Raw genomic sequence first — 18,990 nt, 5'->3', positions numbered from 1 at the left:
CGTCGCGCACCGGCACGGACTCGTGCCAGTCCAGGCCGAGTTGCGGCATGTCCAACGAGACCGTCGCCTCCTGGGTGTGGTGGGGGTCGAGGTTGGCCACCACCACGACCGTGTCGTCGTCCGAGCGCTTGCTGTAGGCGATCAGGGCCTCGTTGTCGGTCTGGTGGAAGTGCAGGTTCCGTAGCGCGTGCAGAGCCTTGTGCCGCCGTCTGATCCGGTTCAGCTCCGTGATCAGCGGTGCGATGGTGCGGCCCTCGCGTGCGGCCGACTCCCAGTCACGTGGACGCAGTTCGTACTTCTCGGAGTTCCGGTACTCCTCGCTGGCGGGCCCGACCGGAGCGTTCTCGCACAGCTCGTACCCGGCGTAGACCCCCCACGAGGGCGAGAGGGTGGCGGCGAGCACGGCGCGTACTTCGAAGGCGGGCCGACCGCCCCGCTGGAGATGGCCGGGCAGGATGTCGGGAGTGTTCACGAAGAGGTTGGGACGCATGAAGGCGGCCGACGCGCTCGACAGTTCGGTGAGGTAGTCGGTGAGCTCCTGCTTGGTGTTGCGCCAGGTGAAGTACGTGTACGACTGCTGGAAGCCGACCGCCGCGAGCGTGTGCATGATCGCGGGCCGGGTGAACGCCTCGGCCAGGAAGATCACGTCAGGGTCGGTGCGGTTGATGTCCGCGATGACCCGCTCCCAGAAGAGGACCGGCTTGGTGTGCGGGTTGTCGACGCGGAAGATCCGCACGCCGTGGTCCATCCAGTGGCGCAGCACCCGCAGCGTCTCCTGGACCAGCCCCGGCATGTCCTGGTCGAAGGCGATCGGATAGATGTCCTGGTACTTCTTCGGCGGATTCTCCGCGTACGCGATCGACCCGTCGGCCCGGTGGTGGAACCACTCGGGATGCTTCTGCACCCACGGATGGTCCGGCGAGCACTGGAGCGCGAAGTCGAGCGCGACCTCGAGCCGCAGTTCCGTGGCCCGGCGCACGAACGCGTCGAAGTCCTCGATCGTGCCGAGATCCGGGTGGATCGCGTCGTGGCCGCCCTCGGGAGAACCGATTGCCCAGGGCACGCCGACGTCCCGACGGCTCGCCGACAGGCTGTTGTTGGGGCCCTTGCGGAAGGTGGTCCCGATGGGGTGGACCGGCGGGAGGTACACGACGTCGAAGCCCATCCCGGCGATGGCGGGCAGGCGTTCGGCGGCGCTGCGGAACGTGCCGTGCACCGACGGGTCCAGCTGTCCGCTCTCCGAACGCGGGAAGAACTCGTACCAGGCGCCGTACAACGCCCGCTTCCGTTCCACGAGCAGGGGCATCGGCACCGAGCGGGAGACCCGTTCGCGCAGGGGGTGTGCGGTGAGCACCGCGGTCGCTTCCGGGGTCAGGGCGGCGGTGAGACGAGCCGTGGGCCGCCGGGAGTCGTCGCGCAGGGCGTGTGCCGCGGCGCGTACGACCGCTTGGCCGGCCGGGTCAGGTACCGCGTCCGCGGCCCGCTCGTACAGCGCGGCGCCCTCCTCCAGGACCAGACCGGCGTCGATCCCGGCCGGGACCTTGATGGCGGCGGTGTGGCGCCAGGCTGCCACCGGATCGCTCCAGGCCTCCACCAGACAGGTCCAGTGGCCCACGGATTCCGGTGTGACCTCGGCGCCCCAGCGGTCGGTGCCCGGGGCGAGTTCACGCATCGGGGCGCGCGGGCCGGGCCGGCCGTTCTGGTCGTACAGGACGACCTCCGCGCCGAGCACATCCCGGCCCTCGCCGAAGACGGTGGCGGTGACCTCGAAGGTCTCCCCGACGACCGCCTTGGCGGGGCGCCGGCCGTGCTCGACGACCGGCTGGACGTCCACGATCGGGATACGCCCGATCGGGTTACGGCCATGGGCCGGATGTGCCTCCATGTTTCGCCTCCGCCGTCCTCGCGCCCTGCCCCCTCGGTTCAGAGCTGCACCGAAAATTCCCGACACCACGGTCCGTCTCAGGGACGCCTGCCGACCGCTCGACCCGCTCCCCGCCCCTGAGGCCCCTGGGAGAGCTGAGCGCCCCGCGCGCTGTGCGTCACCGTCATCGACGACAGCGCGGCAGCCGGTGCCTCGTCCCGCAGATAGTGCTCGGCGGCGTCCACCGCCTCCCGCGCGCAGCGCTTCCCCATCAGCACGCACAGGGTGTACCCCGTGTTCTCGAAGTTGCCCCGCACCGTGTGGTCGGCGGGGGCCATGAGCAACAGGCGTTCCCAGGCCCGGTATTGCTCCAGATGCCTGGCGACCTCGGCTTTGGCAGGAAGCAGCATGGGCCGGTCACCTTTCCACTCTCGCGACTGCGCACGGGACACCCGGCTGATGCCGGACGGCCGTGCACGGAAGGGCACCGACCCACTACGGAGGGCGGTGCCCTCACTCATGGTGCCTGTGCGGGCACTCAGCGTCTTGTTGGCTCTTCAACCACATGGGCTCGGGCTGTCGTGTTGCACGAACGGAGTAGCACTCGCACTCTGGGACTGACTCAAAAGCGATCAGTGCTCACGCTTCGTGATCGGGGCTCGGTCCGAGAAGGGCGAGGAGAGGCGAGAGCTTCGCCGTGAGGAGCCAACGAAGATGAAACCTGCAGTGCCCTGCTACTACCACCTCGACGTGGAGGTCAGCCCGGAGCGGGTTGGCCAGGTCAAGCGCATATTGGGGGCCCATCTCCGGTACTGGAACCTGGATACGCTCGTCGATTCCGTCTGCCACTGTGCGGAAGCGCTGCTGCACACGATCGACCGGCATGCGACGGACAAGAACACCACCATCGAGATGTGGTGGAACGGTTCCCACCTCATCACCGCGGTCTCCGACAACGACCAGGATCTCCGCCCGCACAACGAGCCCCAGGGCTGTCTGGCGCAGATCGCCGCTCTCAGCGACGGCTGGGGCTGCTGCGCCACCGGCGCCGGCGGCAAGATCATCTGGTTCTCCTGGCGGGCCCGCGCTGCCGAGCATGCGCCGCTGGTCCCGGCCACGCCCATGCCCAGCCTGCGGGAGGCGCGCCGGACGCCGCGTCAGGTGGCGCTGCCGGAACCGGCGCTCGCGGCGTCGCGACATGACGCGGAGGCCGTGATCGCTGTGACGTGATCACGACGACCGAGGGGCGGGGACCACCCGCCCCGGCGGTTGTGCAGAACAGGCGCGTCGGATCCATCGGAGGGAGACTGGAGCCAGGGCCCCGACACGGGTGCCCTGAACCGGTCCCCAGGTGGGGGAGGCGTATGTCCATCACGACGGCAGAGGCGGCGCGCCAGGAACTGACGGAATTCAAGGGGCAGTTGGTCGCACCCGGCGACTCCGGGTACGACCAGGCACGTACCGTCTACAACGCGATGATCGACCGGCGGCCCGCCCTGGTGGCGAGGTGCGCCGGCGCCGAGGACGTCTCCCACGTCATCGGCTTCGCCCGCGACCACGGCCTCCCGCTCGCCGTGCGGGGCGGCGGCCACCACGGCGCGGGCCTGGGGGTCTGCGACGACGGCGTGGTCCTCGACCTCTCACCGCTCAAGGACATCGAGGTCGATCCAGGGGCCCGCACGGCACGGGTCTCGGGCGGCTGTGTGTGGGGCGAGGTCGACCGTGCCACCCACGAGTACGGTCTGGCCACACCCGCCGGCATCATCTCCACGACGGGAGTCGCGGGCCTCACCCTGGGCGGCGGCATCGGGCATCTCACCCGCAAGTACGGGCTGACCGTCGACAATCTCCTGGCGGCCGACCTCGTCCTGGCGAGCGGCGAGCGCGTGCGCGCGAGCGACACGGAGAACACCGACCTGTACTGGGCGATCCGCGGGGGCGGCGGCAACTTCGGAGTCGTCACCTCGTTCCTGTTCCGGCTGCACGAGGTGAGCACCGTGGTCGCGGGCCCCACCTTCTGGCCCGCCGAAGTCGGCGCCGAAGTCCTCACCGCCTACCGTGGCTTCCTCCCGGACGCCCCCCGCGAACTGAACGGCTTCTTCCTGTTCGGCTCCGTGCCGCCCGGCCCGCCGTTCCCCGAGGAGATCCATCTGCGCAAGGTGTGCGGGGTCGTCTGGTGCCGCGTCGGGGACGACACCGACGCGGCGGCCGCGGAGATGGCACCCCTCCTCGACGCCGTACCCGAGCCGCTGCTGCACGGAGCGGCGCCGATGCCGTATCCCGCGCTCCAGTCGGCGTTCGACGGGATCTACCCGCCCGGCGACCAGTGGTACTGGCGTGCGGACTTCGTCGACGAGATCCCCGACGAGGCGGTCGCGTCGCACCTCGGGTACGGCCCAACACCGCCGACCTGGAAATCGACGATGCACCTGTACCCGATCGACGGCGCCGTCCACGACATCGCGCCGGCGGACACCGCCTGGAGCTACCGGAACGCGCGCTGGGCGACCGTGTACGCGGGCGTGGACTCCGATCCGGCCGGCGCCGAGCGCGTCAAGCGGTGGAGCGTCGACTACTCCGACGCCCTGCACCCGTACTCCGCGGGCGGGGCCTACGTGAACATGATGATGGACGAGGGCCAGGAGCGCGTACGGGCCAGCTACCGCGACAACTATGCCCGTCTGGCCCGCATCAAGGCCGACCGCGACCCGGACAACCTGTTCCGCCTCAACCAGAACGTCCGACCGGCGCCGCGTACCTGATCACGGTTTGCGGGCCACCCCGCCGTGCACATCCGTGGGTTCCGGTGTGGTGCCGGGCTCGGGGCGCCACCGGGGGCAGGAGACGATGCCGGGTTCGATCAGCTCCAGGCCCTCGTAGTACGCGGTGATCTGCTCCGGGCTGCGCAGCACGTAGGGGACGGCGCCCGTGTCGTCGTAACCCTGCTGGGCCTGCTTGAGCGCGGCGTCGGTGTCGGTGCTGTCGTAGTGCACGAAGTAGCTGCCGGAGGGCAGGGCGGCCTGGAGGGTGCGGACGATCGACTTGGCCTCCTCGTAGTCCTGGATGTGACCGAGGATGCCCATGAGCATCAGGGCGACGGGCTGGTCGAAGTCCAGGATCCGGCTCGCCGCCTCGACGATCTTCTCGGGCTCGTGCAGATCCGCGTCGATGTAGTTGGTGACGCCCTCGGGGGTGCTGGTGAGCAGTGCCTGGGCGTGACGCAGCACCAGGGGGTCGTTGTCCACGTAGACGATGCGCGACTCGGGCGCCACCCGCTGGGCGACCTGGTGGGTGTTGTCGTACGAGGGCAGGCCGGTGCCGATGTCCAGGAACTGGCGGATGCCGAGCTCACCGGCGACGAAGGTCACGGTCCTGATCAGGTACTCGCGGGAGGCCCGGGCCATCGTCTCGATGTTCGGCGCGACCTCGCGGTAGGCGTCGCCCGCGATCCGGTCGACCTCGTAGTTGTCCTTCCCGCCCATCCAGTAGTTCCAGATGCGGGCCGAGTGCGGCACCGTGGTGTCGATCTTGGACAACGCCTCTTGGTCGGGGTTGGGCCGGCCGTCTGCCATGGATGTCTCCTGCCTCCGTCACGCGGTCTGTCAATAACCTACCGTCAACTGCCTTTCACACCACTCGAGTTGATGGTGCGGGCAGGCGGGGCCGCGGATGGGGTGGCCGAGGTCCTTGGCCTCCAGGGTCACCACGGGGACATGCTGGGCGAGGGTGTGCAGCGCCCGCTCGTACGCGTCGACCGCCTCCGTGTCGTCCGTCTCGCCGGTCACGTGGACGAGGGCCCCGTCGCGTTCCGCCACCGCTTCGGCGAAGTCGAGGGCCTGGATCCAGGTCACCCGGGAGCGTCCGCGGCGCAGCGGTCCGTAGACCAGCTCGTGGACGAGACTGCCGTCGACGGCCAACCGGCCTGACGCGGCGAGGAGTTCGCGGTACGGCTGGGTGGGGTCCACATGATGGAGGGGGCCGCGGCAGCGCCGGACCAGAAATCCGTGCCGGGCCAGCTCGGCGATCAGGGCGCTTCTGCCGATTCCGTCCGGACCGTCGACGACCAGGGTCCGGCACTGGGCGAGGGCCTGGCCGAGGATCACCCCCGCACCTCGCGACAAGGACCGGTGCGCATACCGCTCCCTCCGGGACGACCGATTCCCTCAGTGTGAACGGACGACCCGCACGGCGGGAGTGGGCGTGCGGGTTGTCCGGTTGTGCGGGCGTAGTGGTGGTGCGGGTGTGGTGATGGTGCGGCTCCGGTGGTTGCCCGAGGAGCGGACGGCTCTCCCGGCCTCAGGCGGTCGGTGAGCGCGTCAGGCGACGAGGAAGTCGGCCTGGCCGGACTTCGCGCCTTCGAGGAACGAGATCATCTCGTCCCGGGTGTACACCAGCGCGGGCCCGTCCGGGTCCGTGGACTGGCGGAAGGCCACACTGCCGTCGGGCAGCCGCTTGGCCTCGACACAACTCCCGCCGTTCGTACCGCTCCAGGGCTTCTCCCAGCCCTCGGTGCCCAGGTCGACGGCCGGCATGCCACTGTAAATGGGGTCCTTGAATCCCATGGATCACAACTCCTTACGCAATTCAGCCAGGATGGCCCTGGTCCGAGCGACCGGTTCCGCCTGCACGGACATCCGGTCCAGTACTTCGAGATAGGTGACGACGTCGCCGGGCCGGTCGACATAGACCGCGCCGGCGAGGCTTTCCGTGTAGATGACGTCGGGCAGTTCGGAGAAGCCGAAGCGGAAGTGGTGGAACGGGCCGAAGGCGCCGGGGTGTGCCCCCACTCCGAAGCGCATGACCTGGATCCGGACCTTCGGCATGTCCAGGACCTCGTGCAGCCGGTCGATCTGGGCCCGCATCACCTCGGCCCCGCCCACCGGGCGGCGCAGCACCGTCTCGTCGAGGATGGCCCAGATGGCGGGCGCGTCCGGCTTGGCGAGCAGGTCCTGCCGCCTGGTCCGCAGGGCGACACGACGGGCGACGTCCTCCTTCGACTCGTTGGGGAAGCCCACGCGCATGAGCGCGGTGGCGTAGTCGTTCGTCTGCAACAGGCCCGGAACGTAGTGGGGTTCGTAGAGACGGATGACGCTGGCTTCGCTCTCCAGGCTCACGTAGGCGCTGAACCACTCGGGCAGCACGTCGCGGTACTTGTACCACCAGCCCGGCTGATTGGCCTCCCGGGCCAGCGCGAGGAAGTCGTCGATCTCCGTCGCCGGCACCCCGTAGGTGCGCAGCAACTCCTTCACATAGGGGATCCGGAGGCCGACCTCGGCCTTCTCGATCCGGCGGACCGTCAGTGGAGTGACCTCGATCGCCCGTGCCGCCTCCTCGAACGACACTCCCGCCTGTTCCCTCAGCTGCTTCAGCCGCTTGCCGAGAACCATCCGCAGGACCGTGGGTGCGCTGCCGCCCGAGCGGTTGTCACTCACGTCCTACCTCCCGGTACGGCTGTATCACAGCGTGCAGTGTGCCACGCGGTCGTTGACAGAGACAGGGTGATGCGGATCGTTCTGAAATTATCAGAACGCCGGTTGCGTGTTGAGCCTGTCGGCGACCATAGTGATCGAGTGACCTGTCGCACAGTCCCTGGCGACATACGTTCAACTGTGCTGTGCCGTAACGACATTGAAGGACCCGCAGATACGGGCGCAGCGGTACGGACCGTGATGCGAGACCTGGGTGGCCACCGTGACCGACGGACAATCAAGGAGCGCAGGCAAAGGCCCCGGCGGGGCCAACTCGGCGCTGGCGGTCGCCCTCAAGGAAGCCGGTTCCTCCTACGCCTCCCTCGCCCTCAGGGTCAACGAACTGGGCCGCCGCCAAGGCGTGGACTCCCACTACGACAAGGCGTCGGTCACCCGCTGGCTCCAGGGCCAGCAACCGCGGGGCACCACACCGGAGTTGATCGCCGCCGTACTCTCCGGACGGCTCGGCCGCGCCGTGTCGCCCGCGGACCTCGGCTTCCACTCCGATCAGCAGCGCCCGGTCGCGGGCCGGGCCCTGGTCTATGGCGAAGACGTGGTGGAAACCCTGCACACCGTGGCCGAGCTGGGCTCCACCGACATCTCCCGCCGCAGTCTCCTCGGCTCGGTGCCCTTCGTCGCCGCCGCGCTGACGAATCCCCAACGTGAGTGGCTGTTGTGGCTGTTGGAGCAGCAGGAGGCCTTCCGTCCGACGGTGGTGGCGAGTGGCGGGCCCGTCGAACAGGTGCACGCGATGATCGCCATGTTCGACCAGATGGACAACCACTACGGCGGTGGCGGGGTGCGCACCAGCATCGTGCACTACCTCGCCACCGAGGTCGTCCCCATGCTCCAGCGCCGCGGCACCCCGCCGCAGCTGCAACGGCAGTTGTACGCCGCAGCCGCGCGCCTCGCCGCGATGGCGGGCTGGAGCTCGTACGACGCGGGGGAGTACGGGCTCGCGCAGCGGTACATGACCCAGGGGCTGCGCCTGTGCGCCGAGGGGCGCGACCGGGTGCTGGGCGGCCAGATCCTGGCCGGGCTCTCCCATCTGGCCACCAACCTCGGCCGCCCTGACGAGGGGGTGGCGCTGGCCCGGGCCGGAGTCGCCACCGCGAAGGGGGCGGGCAGCCCACTCGGACTGATGCGCCTGTACGCCATGGCGGCACGCGGACATGCCGCACAGGGACACTCGTGCGACGCCTCGGAGGCGCTGCGCCTGGCGGAAGGGCAACTGGACATGAGCCGGGGCCCCGACCAGGAATCCGTCTGGGTGCGCTACCTCGACCACCACTATCTCCAGGCCGAGGCCGCCCTGTGCTTCCGTGACCTGGGGCTCGCCGCCCAGGCCGAACGTACGGCGACTGAGTCGCTGAGCGCGAACGCCGACCGGCGCAGACGCCAGGCCATCAGCCGATCCGTGCTCGCGACCGCGCATCTCCAGCAGGACCGGCTCGACGAGGCCGTCGCCGCGGCCACCGAAGCGCTGGACACCCTCAGTACCGTGCACAGTGAGCGGTCGATCCAGGCCCTGCGTGACTTCCGTACGCGTCTGGAGCCACGCCGCCACGAGCCGATGGTGCAGGAGTTCGAGCGCAGGTCCCGTGCGGTGCTGGGGGCGGTCGCATGACGGGGAGCGCGGCGGTCGGTCCGGTGGGTGACTCAGCGGGAGCGGTCGCTGAGACGGGAAGGGTCCCCGAGTCGGGTGCGGTCCCTCGGGCGGGCCGGGTCCCTGAGACGAGAACGGTCGGCTCAGTAGCCGTCCGGCGAGGGGGCGTTCTGGGCGCGGTCGACGGGGAGGTGCGCGCCGGAGATACCGCTCGACCAGTCGGACAGCAGAAACGCCACCACCCGGGCGACCTCCTGCGGAGCGACCGGCGCTCCGCTCGGAAGCTCCGCCGCCACGAATCCCGCGTACGCCTCGGGGTCCTCCCGGCGCATCCGGTCCCAGCGCCTGCCCGGGATGAGCATCGACCCGGGGGAGACGGCGTTCACCCGGATTCCGTCCGGCCCCAGTTCACGGGCGAGCGAGGCGGCCAACTGGATCTGGGCGGACTTCGCCACCCCGTACTGGACGGGCGGCCCGGGCTTCCAGCCGGAGATCGACGAGATCACCACGACCGATCCGCCCCCGGCGGCCCGCAGATGCGGCACCGCGGCCCGGACCAGGCGCGCGGCATGGCCGACGTTCACTTCCCAGGTCGCCGCCCAGTCCTCGGCGTCCGTCTCCTCGAAGCGGCCGCCGCGCGAACCGCCCGCACAGGCCACCACCCCGTCGAGCCCGCCGAAACGATTCGCCATGGCCTCGACAAACGCCGCCAGGCGCTCCGGCTCGGTGACGTCCAGCGCCTGGGTGAACAGCGGGGAGTCCAGCGATGCCGCCAGCGCCGCCAGATCGCCCGCGCCGCGCGCGCAGGTCGCCACCCGGGCCCCTTCGGCGGCGAGCAGCCGCACGATCTGCTCACCGAGACCCCGCGTTCCACCGGTGACCAGCACGCGCTTGCCGCGCACCCCCGGCCACCCGGTGGGATCGTCTGGGCGCACCGGTGTCCGGCTCCCGCTCACGTTCCTCACCTGATCGAACATACATCCCATGTCACTACGTCCCTGCAACCGGACAACCCCGATACCCCCTGGTCGGCGCGGGGCCGTGCCCTGTTGGCTGCACGGGCAGCCACCGAGCACATCCCCCACCCGCGCTGCAACGAAGGAGGACCGATGACGGCATCCAGGGCTCAGCGCCGCGGGCCGTCGCCCTCACCGCAGCGTGACGCCGCCGTACTGCCCAGGACACACCCCGGCCTGGTGCGGACCACGGTCCCCGCCCAACCCTCGCGCGCGGCCGGCGTGCGGGACATGGTCGCCGAGCACCTCACCCCTCTGCGCCTGCCCTCCGAGTGCCTCGACAACGCTGTCCTCGCCACGGACGAGCTGTTCGCCAACGCGGTCAGACACGGCAGTCCCGGCCCCCGCGACACGATCACCGTCACCCTGGAACACATCGGGCACGAGCTGCGGGTGACGGTCGCCGACCGTTCGTCCGCCCTGCCGCGACCGCGCGACACGGGCGGCGCCGAGGAGTCGGGACGCGGACTGGCCATCGTGGCCGCTCTGACGGACGACTGGGGCATCGCACCGGCCGACCCCGGCACCACGGGCAAGAAGGTGTGGTTCACCCTGGCGCTCCGGGGCATGCCATGAACCGATTACCGGGGCACCAGACGGTCGGCACGCCCACGGAGCCGGACGGAGCACCGGTGGAGCCGGGGCCCGCGTCCGCGGGGATCCTCCCGGCACTCGCCGCCGCGCTCGCCCGGGAACTCTCGCGCCGGGCCGACGAGGAGCGGCACCTGATGCGGCAGGCGCGGACGAACCCCACCGCACAGGTCCGGCGCGGCCTCGTCGCATGCCGCAGGACCAATGCCGACGCCCTCGGGACGATCGTCCGCCGACACGGCTGGCCGGCCGCGGACCTGGTCGGCGCGCCCGCCTCGACCGCGGCCCTGATGATCCTGCTGCACGCCCCGGACCTCGACTTCCAGCTCCGCTGCCGCGACCTGATCGCCCAGGCCACCGCGGACGGCCGCTGCCCCGGCCCGCACCACGCCTACATCGCCGATCACTGCGCGGTCGAACTGGGTCAGCCCCAGTTCTACGGCACCCGGGTCGACCCCGCGACCCTCCGCCCCTATCCGATCAGGCGGCCCGAGACCCTCGAGGAGCGGCGCCGCGACGTCGGCCTCGGCCCCCTCGACGAGCAGATGCGGACCCTGCGCCGCGGCGCCTGAGAACGTGATGTGCAGCACGCACGGAAATGTCCCCCGGGTGGCAGGGACACGGGTTCTGGCTGGGCACGGCTTGATCGCCGATCAAGGAGGGCAAAAACGCTGGCCACGGTGCGTTCCGCCCATTTGACACCCCGTTGAGGGCACAGATAGGAAACAGCTCTCTGAGGTGGAGAGGTGGACCGTGCACGAACCGAACGTGGTCGGGGACTGGCAGGAGTACGACGAGCACGCCGGCCTGCGCGTCCGCGTCCATGGAGTGGAGCGGGCGGAGCCGCCGCGCGGACGCGACGACGCCGCCGAGGGGCTGACCTACTTCCGGTGCCGGGTGACCGTCGAGAACCGTGGTGGCGAGCACTTCGGCATCCATCTCGAGGACGGCCAGATGGACATCCGGGTCGGCCCCGACGGCGAGAGCGCCTTCCTGGACTGGCGGAACTCCCAGTTCATCGAGGGCTACGACGTCTACCCCCTGCGCCGGGCCACCGCGGTCCTCTTCGCCGCGGGCCCGGACGCCTCGCTGCCCCGGGTGGACATCCAGATCCAGCTGAAGGTCGACGACGAGTGGACCGACCGGTACCTGTGGGTCGGCGGCATCGACCTCTACGAGGGTTCGGTCGACGCCGCCGCCCGCTCCGACGCGGCGCGGGACAGCCTCGCCTGTCAGGTGAGCAACTTCCTGCGGGGGGAAGCGGGATCGTGACCCGCCCCCCGGGCCACTGATCAGGCCGTACGGCGTTCCGTCGTCCAGTGGAGCAGGCCCAGCACCGGCAGGGCGGCGCCCAGGACGGTGACCGCGGTCCAGCCGGCCGCGTGGTAGGCGATCGAGCCGAGCTGGGAGCCGAGCGCGCCGCCGACGAAGAAGATCGCGATGAACGCGCTGTTGAGGCGGGCGCGGGCGTTCGGGTCGAGCTGGTAGATGGTGTGCTGACCGAGGATCAGGGTGGACTGCACGGCCGTGTCGATCAGGATCGCGGCCAGGGCGATCAGGGTGATGTGGGACTGACCGAAGCCCGCGAGCGCGAAGGCCAGGGCCGCGACGGCGAAGGCGATCCCGGTCATGGGACGGACGAGCCCGCGGTCGGCCCAGTGACCGGCGAACGGGGCGACGGCCGCACCGGCCGCGCCGACGAGCGCGAAGAGGCCGACACCGATGGGGGAGTAGTGGAAGTGGGGGCCGGTCAGGACGTACGACACGGTGGTCCAGAATGCGCTGAACGCACCGAACATCGCCGCCTGGTAAAGGCCCCGGCGCAGCAACACGGGGTGGCGGCGCACCAGTTGGAGCGTGGAGCGCAGGACATGGGCGTACGGCATGGTCGTGGTCGGCGCGTGCTGCGGCAGGGCCGCGCGCAGGGCCAGGGCCAGCAGGGCCATCAGGGCGGCGGAGCCGAGGTACACCACCCGCCAGCCCGCCACGTCGGAGACCAGGCTGCTGAGGGTACGGGAGAGCAGGATGCCGGTGAGCAGGCCGCTCATCACCCGTCCGACGATCCGGCCACGGGCGTGGTCGGGGGCGAGGCTCGCCGCGAAGGGGATCAGTATCTGGGCGACGACCGAGGTGCCTCCGCTGATCAGGGAGGCGATCATCAGCATGGGGAAGTTGGTGGCGAGACCCGCGGCGACCAGGGCGAGCGTGGTGACCGTCAGGAGCACGCTGATCAGTCCGCGCTTCTCCAGCCGGTCGCCGAGCGGGACGAGGAAGAGCATGCCCAGGACGTAGCCGACCTGGGTGAGGGTGATGAGTCCGCCGGCCGCCGCCGTGCCGACATGGAACACGTCGCGCAGCGAGGACAGCAGGGGCTGGGCGTAGTAAAGGTTGGCGACCGTCATGCCGGAGGCGACGGCGAAGAGGGCGACCAGCCAGCCCGGCACGCCATGCGCCGCCTGCGCGGTGGCGGTCTGGCCCGGTGACTTGAGGACGGGGGACGACTTGGACACGGACACAGGCACCTTCTCGGGAAGGGAACCGGTGGAGCGGTTCGGGAAACGCCGGGTGGTGGTCGAGCGGCCTCGTTGCCGCTCGCACGGTTGCCTCAGCGCCCGAGAAGCCTCTGTGCTTCCCCTGCCGTGGCGATGATTTCGAATGTCAGTCATCTCCGGACGAGATGGGCTGAGCGATCGAGCCGAGAGACCGAGCCGAGGGATGAGCCACTTCGTCCCTCCGTCGCCTCCCACCCCACGCCCGTCAGGCCATGTGCCGCAGCAGGGCCGCGACCGCCGGGGGCGCCTCCCCGCGCGGCTGGACCACCATGACCTTCCAGCTCGGCGCGTACCGGTCGAACCGGTGCTTGTGCAGGTCGGGGAAGCGGTCGGCGATCGAGATGGGCATGACGCACACACCGAGGTCGGCGCGGACGAGTTCCGACGCCGCGACGATGTCGTTCACCTCGAAGGTCGACTCGCGCTCGACGACGGCAGCGCGGAACGCCCGGTCGACGGCGAGGCGGATCGCCCAGCCGGGCGTGAAGTCCACCAGTGGCAGCCGGGCCGCTTCGGCGAGCGTGACCCTCCCGTCGGGCGCGGCCCCGCCCAGGACCCGGCCCGGCGCGGACACCAGCACCATCTCCTCCCGGGCGAGCAGCCGGGTCGCTAGACCTCGCTGCTGCTGACGGTCGAGGGCGACCACCGCCAGATCCACCGTGCCCTCGCGCAACGCCTGGCGGATGTCGGTCACGGCCCCCTGCCGCAGTCGCACCACCACGCCCGGATGCTCCGCGCGCAGCGCGGCCAGCGGGCGGTGCAGGTCGGCCCACACTCCCTGCATGGTGCCGATCGTCACCCGTCCGCGCAGCTGTCCCCGCGCGGCGTCGACCGCCGACCGCGCCTGTTCGGCGGCCCGCAACGTCGCCCGCGCGGCCGGTACGAAGGCCTCGCCCGCCGACGTCAGCGACACCCGGTGCGTGGTGCGGTCGAACAGCGGGGTCCCGAGCTCCCGCTCCAGCGCGCGCACGGTGCTCGACACGGCGGACTGCACCACGTGCAGCCGCTGCGCCGCGGCGGTGAACCCGCCTTCCTCGGCCACCGCGACGACGACCTCCATCTGTCGCAGATCCATGTCCTCTCCCGATGCCCCGGTTCATCTCTCGCAGAGATCCTGCTCCTCCTGGGTTAGCACAGGACGGGGCGGGGCGGCCTCCCGGCGTGGTGCGGTGTCAGGGGGTGGGGGGTGTGGCGGTGACGAGGCCGGTCTGGTAGGCGATGACGACGAGTTGGGCGCGGTCGCGGGCGCCGAGTTTGGTCATGGCGCGGTGGACGTGGGTGCGGACGGTGAGGGGGCTGACGGTGAGTTGGTCGGCGATCTCGCTGTTGGAGTGACCTTCGGCGGCGAGTGCCATGACTTCGCGTTCGCGGGCGGTGAGGGTGGTGAGGGCTTCGGGGGGTGCGAGGGGGGCGTTGGGGGTGGGGGTGGTGAGGAAGCGGGTGATGAGGGTGCGGGTGGCTTGGGGGGAGAGGAGGGTGTCGCCGGCGGCGACGGTGCGGATGGCGTCGAGGAGGGCGTCGGCGCCGACGTCCTTGCCGAGGAAGCCGCTGGCTCCGGCGCGGAGGGCCTGGGCGACGTATTCGTCGATTTCGAAGGTGGTGAGGATGAGGACGCGGGTGGAGTCGAGGTGGGGGTCGGCGCAGATGGTGGCGGTGGCGGTGAGGCCGTCGGTGTGGGGCATGCGGATGTCCATGAGGACGACGTCGGGTTGGTGGATGCGGGCGAGGTCGACGGCTTCTTTGCCGTTGGTGGCTTCGTCGACGACTTCGAGGTCGGGGCAGGAGTCGATCAGGATCCGGAAGGTCGCCCGGAGCAGGGCCTGATCGTCGGCGAGCAGCACACTGATGGTCATGGGGTGCGGTCCTCTTCCGGGGCGGGCGTGTACAGCGGCAGATCCGTGGTGACCTCGAAGCCGCCCTCGGCCCGGTGATCGGCCCTGAGTCGGCCGCCCACGGACAGGGCGCGCTCACGCATGCCGATGAGCCGAAACCGTGGCCCGGGGCCGGAGCGGCGGTCACCGTGGTCTCTCCCTCGTCGGTGACCGTGATGGTCAGCCGGTGGTGGGAGTAGACGAGCCGCACGTGTGCGGTGTCCGAGGCGGCGTGCTTGGTGACGTTGGTCAGCGCCTCCTGAATGATGCGGAAGGCGGTCAGGTCCACTCCCGGTGACAGCGGGCATGCCGCGCCCTCGGTGGTGACGTCGACCTTGAGCCCGGCGGTCGCGAACGCGGCCGTGAGTTCCGAGAGCTGGTCCAGGCCCGGGGACGGTTCCAGCGGCGCGTCGGGGTCGTCGGTCTGGCGCAACAACCCGACGGTGGCCTTGAGTTCGCGCAGCGCCGATGCGGTGGTGCCGGCGAGGTCGTCGAGGATCTTCTGCACCTGCTGGGGATGGCTGCGCGCGAGATGGGCGGCCGTCCCGGCCTGCGCGTTGGCCAGCGCAAGGTGGTGGGCGACGACGTCGTGCAGCTCACGGGCTATGCGCATGCGCTCCTCGGCCACCCGGTGCCGCGCCTCCTCCTCACGGGTACGCTCGGCGATCTCCGCGCGGGCGTGCACGGCCTCCAGGTAGTCGGCCCGCAGCCGGGTCGCGGTGCCCCAGGTGATGGGCACCAGCACCCAGAAGACGGGGCCGACCGTCGCGAGGACGAGGGACAGCGGATGGCGATAGGAGTCGACGAGCAGCGCGGTGGTGACCAGCAGCGCGGCGGTGCCGGCCAGGCCGACGCGCGCGGTCCTGCGGTCGGTCTGGACGGCCAGCCAGTACAGCGCGGCCATGAGCGGTGCCAGCAGCAGGGGAGTAATCAGATAGCCCAGGGCGCTGGCGGCGTTGGCGGCGGCCGCGGTCACCGCTACCACCGTGAGCGGGTACCTGCGGTGCCACATCAGGGCCAGGGCGCCGATGCCGCCCAGGAGCACACCCGGCCACGGGGTGATGTGGCGGCCGATGGGTTCCCCGCTGGTCCAGGTGCTGCCGAGAGCGGTGGCGGCGAACAGCAGCAGAACGACCGCCACCTGTAGGACGCGGGGGTGGTCCTTGGCGAACCGCTGCCGGCTGGTGTTCATCGGGAGGGTTTCCTGTCGGGTGCTGTGACCATGGTGAACCTTTTCAGCTTGCCTGAGCAGGGGCGTCCCGTCGTCATGTGTCGGCCGACTCTCCCGACTACTGAGAACGCAGTACCGAACGACCGGTATGTCCTACCTGAGCAGGACGAGCGGTCCGCCGCGCACGCCCGCCGGGGGACACCGGGGCGAACGTGGGCGTCGGTCTAGGGCCTGTCCGGCGGATCATGCCGCAGACGCGGGGTCTGGCACGCACATCTGCGGCGTTGTCGTCGGTCGCCATGGCTCCGCCATGACTCCCTCCTCCGCCTTGCAGCCGCACGCACCAGACCCCGCTCACCTGCGCCTATGAGGCGCCGTTACTTCCCTCCGGCCTGATCCGCCGGACAGGCCCTAGTCGTCGGTCACCAGGATGAGGTCGAGGAAACGGTTCAGCGGTTCGATGATGTCGAGGCGCTGGTTGAGCAGCCACTGCGCCTGCAGGCCGTTGAGTACCGCCTGGAAAAGGGTCGCCGCACTGTCCGGACCGAGGCCCTCCCGCAGCTTCCCCTGCGCCTCCAGCTCCCTCAGGCGTCGCGTGACATGGGTGCGGCTGCGCTCGTACCGGTCGACGAAGTAACCGTGCGCGGGGTGGTCCGGCCGAGAGGCGGCCGCCGCCAGCTCCAGCCACAGACGCATCAGCTCGGGGGTCTTCTGGTGGCGCACCAGCAGAGTGCCGAGGTAGGGCGCGAGCGCTTCGAGGCTGTCGACCTGGGTCACGCCCTCCTCCCACTCCTCGGTGTCGCGCTGGGCGAGCACCTCGGCGGGCAGTTCGTCCTTGCTGCGGAAGTGGTGCAGAAGACCGGCGTGGGTGATGCCGGCCCGCTCGGCGATGTCGCGGAGCGAGGCCCGGGCGTATCCGCGCTCGGCGAAGCTGTCGCGCGCCGCGCGCACGATCTCCGCTCGCCGGGCCGGTGTCTTCGCGTACGGGCCACGTGCTTTCCCCTGATCCACCAGCGCATCGTAGCGCTGTGTGAGCGCTTGCTATGCGGACGGCATTCGGCCGAGGGGATTGCTTGACATGGGCACGCGTATTGGAACTTACTTGAGTCAGGCAAGCAGTGCTACCTTGGTGACATGCCCGCACCAGTGCAACGAGCGCCCGCCTCGGCCGACGTGATCGGGATCGAGCGAGCCCTCCCTCGCATCTCCTGCCTGAACAGCCGGGTCCGTCAGCACGATCACCTGATGGCCATGGCCGGACTGCGGTTGGACCGTGCCGCGGTGGCACTGCTGCGGCAGATGGCCGACTCCGATCCCATGCGTCCCGGTGAACTGGCGGCCCGGCTGGAGGTGGCGGCGTCCCCCATCACCCGGCAAGTGCGGCAACTGCAGAAGGCGGGCTATGCGAACCGCGCGCCCGACCCCGACGACCGGCGGGCTCAGCGCATCGAGCTGACCCCGGCCGGACGGGACGCGACCGACCGGATCCGTGCGACGAGCTCGCGGGGTATGCGGAGGGCGTTGGCGGAGTGGACACCGGGGGAGCTGCGGCGCCTTGCGACGCTGTTCCACGGGATGGTCGACGCCTTCCTCACGCATGCCACCGAGGGCGAGGAGAGCGGGGGCCGGGCCGGGATGGCCGGGCCCTGGGGCGGTGTGGCCGGGGGCGGAGGGTGACGTGGTCGGAGTGATGCTGCGGAGGTATCGCCTTTGAAGGGGTGGGGTGTGGCCGCCCGTCGAGGGAGCCTCCGTGAACTCCAGCCCGTGGGTGAGCGCCTGGTCGTCCGTCCGCGCGACCCGGCCGGGTATGTCGGCGGCCGATCATGCGGACGTTGTGACGCACTGACCGTGAGGCCGACCGTGTGAAGCCGTGAAGTCCTGATGCTCCAGCTCTGCACGAATGGTCGTTCCGGGGATGGAAACATGAGCGAGAAGCGGTCGCCGGCCCGCGGCGACGGGCAACACGTCCTGGTCGTCGTCGAGGACGCCGAGACCACCGAACTGCTCGCGACGACCATGGAGTTGGCGGGCTATCGGGTCAGTACGGTGAGCACCGGCGCCGAGGCCATGGTGCGCCTCGTCGAGCACCGCTTCGACCTGGTCGTGCTCGACGTGACCCTGCCCGATCTGCAGGGCCTCTCCCGAGGGAGCCGCTTCACACCCGCCGATCGCCCCCCGGTGCTCTTCCTGACCGCCTATCAGACCCTGGGCCGACTCGTCCCCGAACTCGGTGCCGGCAGGGAGGACTACGTCACCAAGCCGTTCCGGATCGCCGAGGTCCTCGCGCGGGCCGAGGTGCTGCTGCGCGACCGTGGTCCCGTACGGGAAGGACCGTCCTACGGAGACCTGGTCCTCGACGACGACACCTGTCAGGCGTGGCGCGGCCAACGGGAGATCGACCTCACCCCCGCGGAGTACCGACTGCTGCGGCATCTGCTGGTCAACGCCGAGCGGGTGCTGTCCAAGGAGTAGATCTGCCGTCATGTGTGGGGCGAGGGCCGTGCCGACAACGCGATCGAGAAGCTCGTCTCCCGTCTGCGGCACAAGGTGGACCGGGAAGGTCCCGTGCTGATCCACACCCGCAGGGGCTTCGGGTACTGGCTCGGCCACTGACCTCGCCCGCGATGGTGATCTACGTCACGTCAGCTTGTGGTCAGGAAACTGACCGGAGCGTGTCAGTCCGGTCCGGTTGCCTATGCGTACTGGCCTTTCCATCGTTCTTCGTTCTCCGTCCCGGCGGAGCCCCCACCGAGGAGTGCCATGGCTGCGCCCTCGGTGCCGGCGCCGGTGGAGCCGTGCGACCCGAAGCCGGTCGCAAAGGTTCGCATCCGGGACGAGAGCACTCCGATGC

At 70.4% G+C, this 18,990-nt stretch carries 18 protein-coding genes and 2 pseudogenes; 8 read left to right on the top strand and 12 right to left on the bottom strand.

Annotated features, from left to right (window positions below; genetic code table 11):
• Nucleotides 1–1,885, bottom strand: a 1,885-nt coding sequence (locus ACIRA5_RS20960; RefSeq protein WP_403692724.1) for a maltotransferase domain-containing protein, incomplete at its 3' end; no start/stop codon positions are given.
• A 77-nt stretch (nt 1,886–1,962) separates the two neighbouring features.
• Nucleotides 1,963–2,274, bottom strand: coding sequence for a DUF5133 domain-containing protein (locus ACIRA5_RS20955; RefSeq protein ID WP_403692722.1), 312 nt, complete (start codon nt 2,272–2,274; stop codon nt 1,963–1,965).
• Nucleotides 2,275–2,578: 304 nt separating this feature from the next.
• Between ACIRA5_RS20955 and ACIRA5_RS20950 the strand changes: the two genes are divergently transcribed.
• Together ACIRA5_RS20950 and ACIRA5_RS20945 are read left to right on the top strand one after the other, a co-directional pair.
• Nucleotides 2,579–3,094, top strand: a complete 516-nt coding sequence (locus tag ACIRA5_RS20950; RefSeq protein ID WP_403692720.1) for a pep a2 — start codon at nt 2,579–2,581, stop codon at nt 3,092–3,094.
• Between the two features lie 134 nt (nt 3,095–3,228).
• The gene (locus ACIRA5_RS20945) at nt 3,229–4,626 is read left to right on the top strand and encodes an FAD-binding oxidoreductase (RefSeq protein ID WP_403692716.1); all 1,398 of its coding nucleotides are present in this window, start codon (nt 3,229–3,231) and stop codon (nt 4,624–4,626) included.
• On the opposite strand, the gene ACIRA5_RS20940 is transcribed toward ACIRA5_RS20945, so the two are convergent.
• From ACIRA5_RS20940 to ACIRA5_RS20925, 4 genes are all read right to left on the bottom strand, one after another.
• Nucleotides 4,627–5,436, bottom strand: coding sequence for an SAM-dependent methyltransferase (locus ACIRA5_RS20940; RefSeq protein WP_403692715.1), 810 nt, complete (start codon nt 5,434–5,436; stop codon nt 4,627–4,629).
• Nucleotides 5,437–5,466: 30 nt separating this feature from the next.
• Entirely contained in the window at nt 5,467–5,967 is a 501-nt protein-coding gene (locus tag ACIRA5_RS20935; RefSeq protein ID WP_403692713.1) for a hypothetical protein, read from the bottom strand.
• Nucleotides 5,968–6,180: 213 nt separating this feature from the next.
• Entirely contained in the window at nt 6,181–6,426 is a 246-nt protein-coding gene (locus ACIRA5_RS20930) for a DUF397 domain-containing protein (protein ID WP_352053324.1), read from the bottom strand.
• Nucleotides 6,427–6,429: 3 nt separating this feature from the next.
• The gene (locus ACIRA5_RS20925; RefSeq protein ID WP_097227732.1) at nt 6,430–7,251 is read right to left on the bottom strand and encodes a helix-turn-helix transcriptional regulator; all 822 of its coding nucleotides are present in this window, start codon (nt 7,249–7,251) and stop codon (nt 6,430–6,432) included.
• 295 nt (nt 7,252–7,546) lie between these two features.
• Between ACIRA5_RS20925 and ACIRA5_RS20920 the strand changes: the two genes are divergently transcribed.
• The gene (locus ACIRA5_RS20920; RefSeq protein WP_403692711.1) at nt 7,547–8,959 is read left to right on the top strand and encodes a hypothetical protein; all 1,413 of its coding nucleotides are present in this window, start codon (nt 7,547–7,549) and stop codon (nt 8,957–8,959) included.
• A 122-nt stretch (nt 8,960–9,081) separates the two neighbouring features.
• Here the strand turns inward: ACIRA5_RS20920 and ACIRA5_RS20915 are convergent, their stop codons facing one another.
• On the bottom strand, nt 9,082–9,873 hold the full coding sequence (locus ACIRA5_RS20915) for an SDR family NAD(P)-dependent oxidoreductase (RefSeq protein WP_403692710.1): 792 nt from the start codon (nt 9,871–9,873) through the stop codon (nt 9,082–9,084).
• Nucleotides 9,874–10,047: 174 nt separating this feature from the next.
• Here ACIRA5_RS20915 and ACIRA5_RS20910 point away from each other — a divergent pair, with 174 nt between their 5' ends.
• The 3 genes from ACIRA5_RS20910 to ACIRA5_RS20900 all read left to right on the top strand — a co-directional run bounded on the left by ACIRA5_RS20910 (nt 10,048) and on the right by ACIRA5_RS20900 (nt 11,817).
• Nucleotides 10,048–10,530 (top strand): ATP-binding protein, encoded by a 483-nt coding sequence (locus ACIRA5_RS20910; RefSeq protein WP_403692708.1) that lies wholly within the window; start codon nt 10,048–10,050, stop codon nt 10,528–10,530.
• On the top strand, nt 10,527–11,117 hold the full coding sequence (locus tag ACIRA5_RS20905) for a DUF6624 domain-containing protein (protein WP_403692706.1): 591 nt from the start codon (nt 10,527–10,529) through the stop codon (nt 11,115–11,117). Before ACIRA5_RS20910 ends, ACIRA5_RS20905 begins: the two co-directional genes overlap by 4 nt.
• Nucleotides 11,118–11,298: 181 nt before the next feature.
• Complete coding sequence (locus ACIRA5_RS20900; RefSeq protein ID WP_403692704.1) at nt 11,299–11,817, top strand: hypothetical protein; 519 nt, start codon at nt 11,299–11,301, stop codon at nt 11,815–11,817.
• 20 nt (nt 11,818–11,837) lie between these two features.
• On the opposite strand, the gene ACIRA5_RS20895 is transcribed toward ACIRA5_RS20900, so the two are convergent.
• The 5 genes and pseudogenes from ACIRA5_RS20895 to ACIRA5_RS20875 all read right to left on the bottom strand — a co-directional run bounded on the left by ACIRA5_RS20895 (nt 11,838) and on the right by ACIRA5_RS20875 (nt 17,150).
• Nucleotides 11,838–12,989: an MFS transporter gene (locus ACIRA5_RS20895; protein WP_403692766.1), complete on the bottom strand. Its 1,152-nt coding sequence runs from the start codon at nt 12,987–12,989 to the stop codon at nt 11,838–11,840.
• 313 nt (nt 12,990–13,302) lie between these two features.
• Nucleotides 13,303–14,172 carry a LysR family transcriptional regulator gene (locus tag ACIRA5_RS20890; protein ID WP_403692703.1) on the bottom strand — a complete coding sequence of 290 codons (870 nt, stop codon included), beginning with the start codon at nt 14,170–14,172 and terminating at the stop codon, nt 13,303–13,305.
• A 97-nt stretch (nt 14,173–14,269) separates the two neighbouring features.
• The gene (locus tag ACIRA5_RS20885; RefSeq protein ID WP_403692700.1) at nt 14,270–14,950 is read right to left on the bottom strand and encodes a response regulator; all 681 of its coding nucleotides are present in this window, start codon (nt 14,948–14,950) and stop codon (nt 14,270–14,272) included.
• A pseudogene (locus ACIRA5_RS20880) lies at nt 14,947–16,160 on the bottom strand (sensor histidine kinase). The gene ACIRA5_RS20885 and the pseudogene ACIRA5_RS20880 overlap by 4 nt, the downstream one beginning before the upstream one ends.
• A 390-nt stretch (nt 16,161–16,550) precedes the next feature.
• Complete coding sequence (locus tag ACIRA5_RS20875) at nt 16,551–17,150, bottom strand: TetR/AcrR family transcriptional regulator (protein WP_403692699.1); 600 nt, start codon at nt 17,148–17,150, stop codon at nt 16,551–16,553.
• Between the two features lie 123 nt (nt 17,151–17,273).
• On the opposite strand from ACIRA5_RS20875, the gene ACIRA5_RS20870 reads away from it, so the two are divergent.
• The gene (locus tag ACIRA5_RS20870; RefSeq protein ID WP_403692696.1) at nt 17,274–17,816 is read left to right on the top strand and encodes a MarR family winged helix-turn-helix transcriptional regulator; all 543 of its coding nucleotides are present in this window, start codon (nt 17,274–17,276) and stop codon (nt 17,814–17,816) included.
• A gap of 246 nt (nt 17,817–18,062) precedes the next feature.
• Nucleotides 18,063–18,752 (top strand): annotated as a pseudogene (locus tag ACIRA5_RS20865) (response regulator transcription factor).
• Nucleotides 18,753–18,990 lie beyond the last annotated feature (238 nt).

This window comes from Streptomyces sp. NPDC096311 (assembly GCF_044763085.1).
Taxonomy (GTDB): domain Bacteria; phylum Actinomycetota; class Actinomycetes; order Streptomycetales; family Streptomycetaceae; genus Streptomyces.
This window is presented reverse-complemented; position numbering and strand designations above follow the sequence as displayed.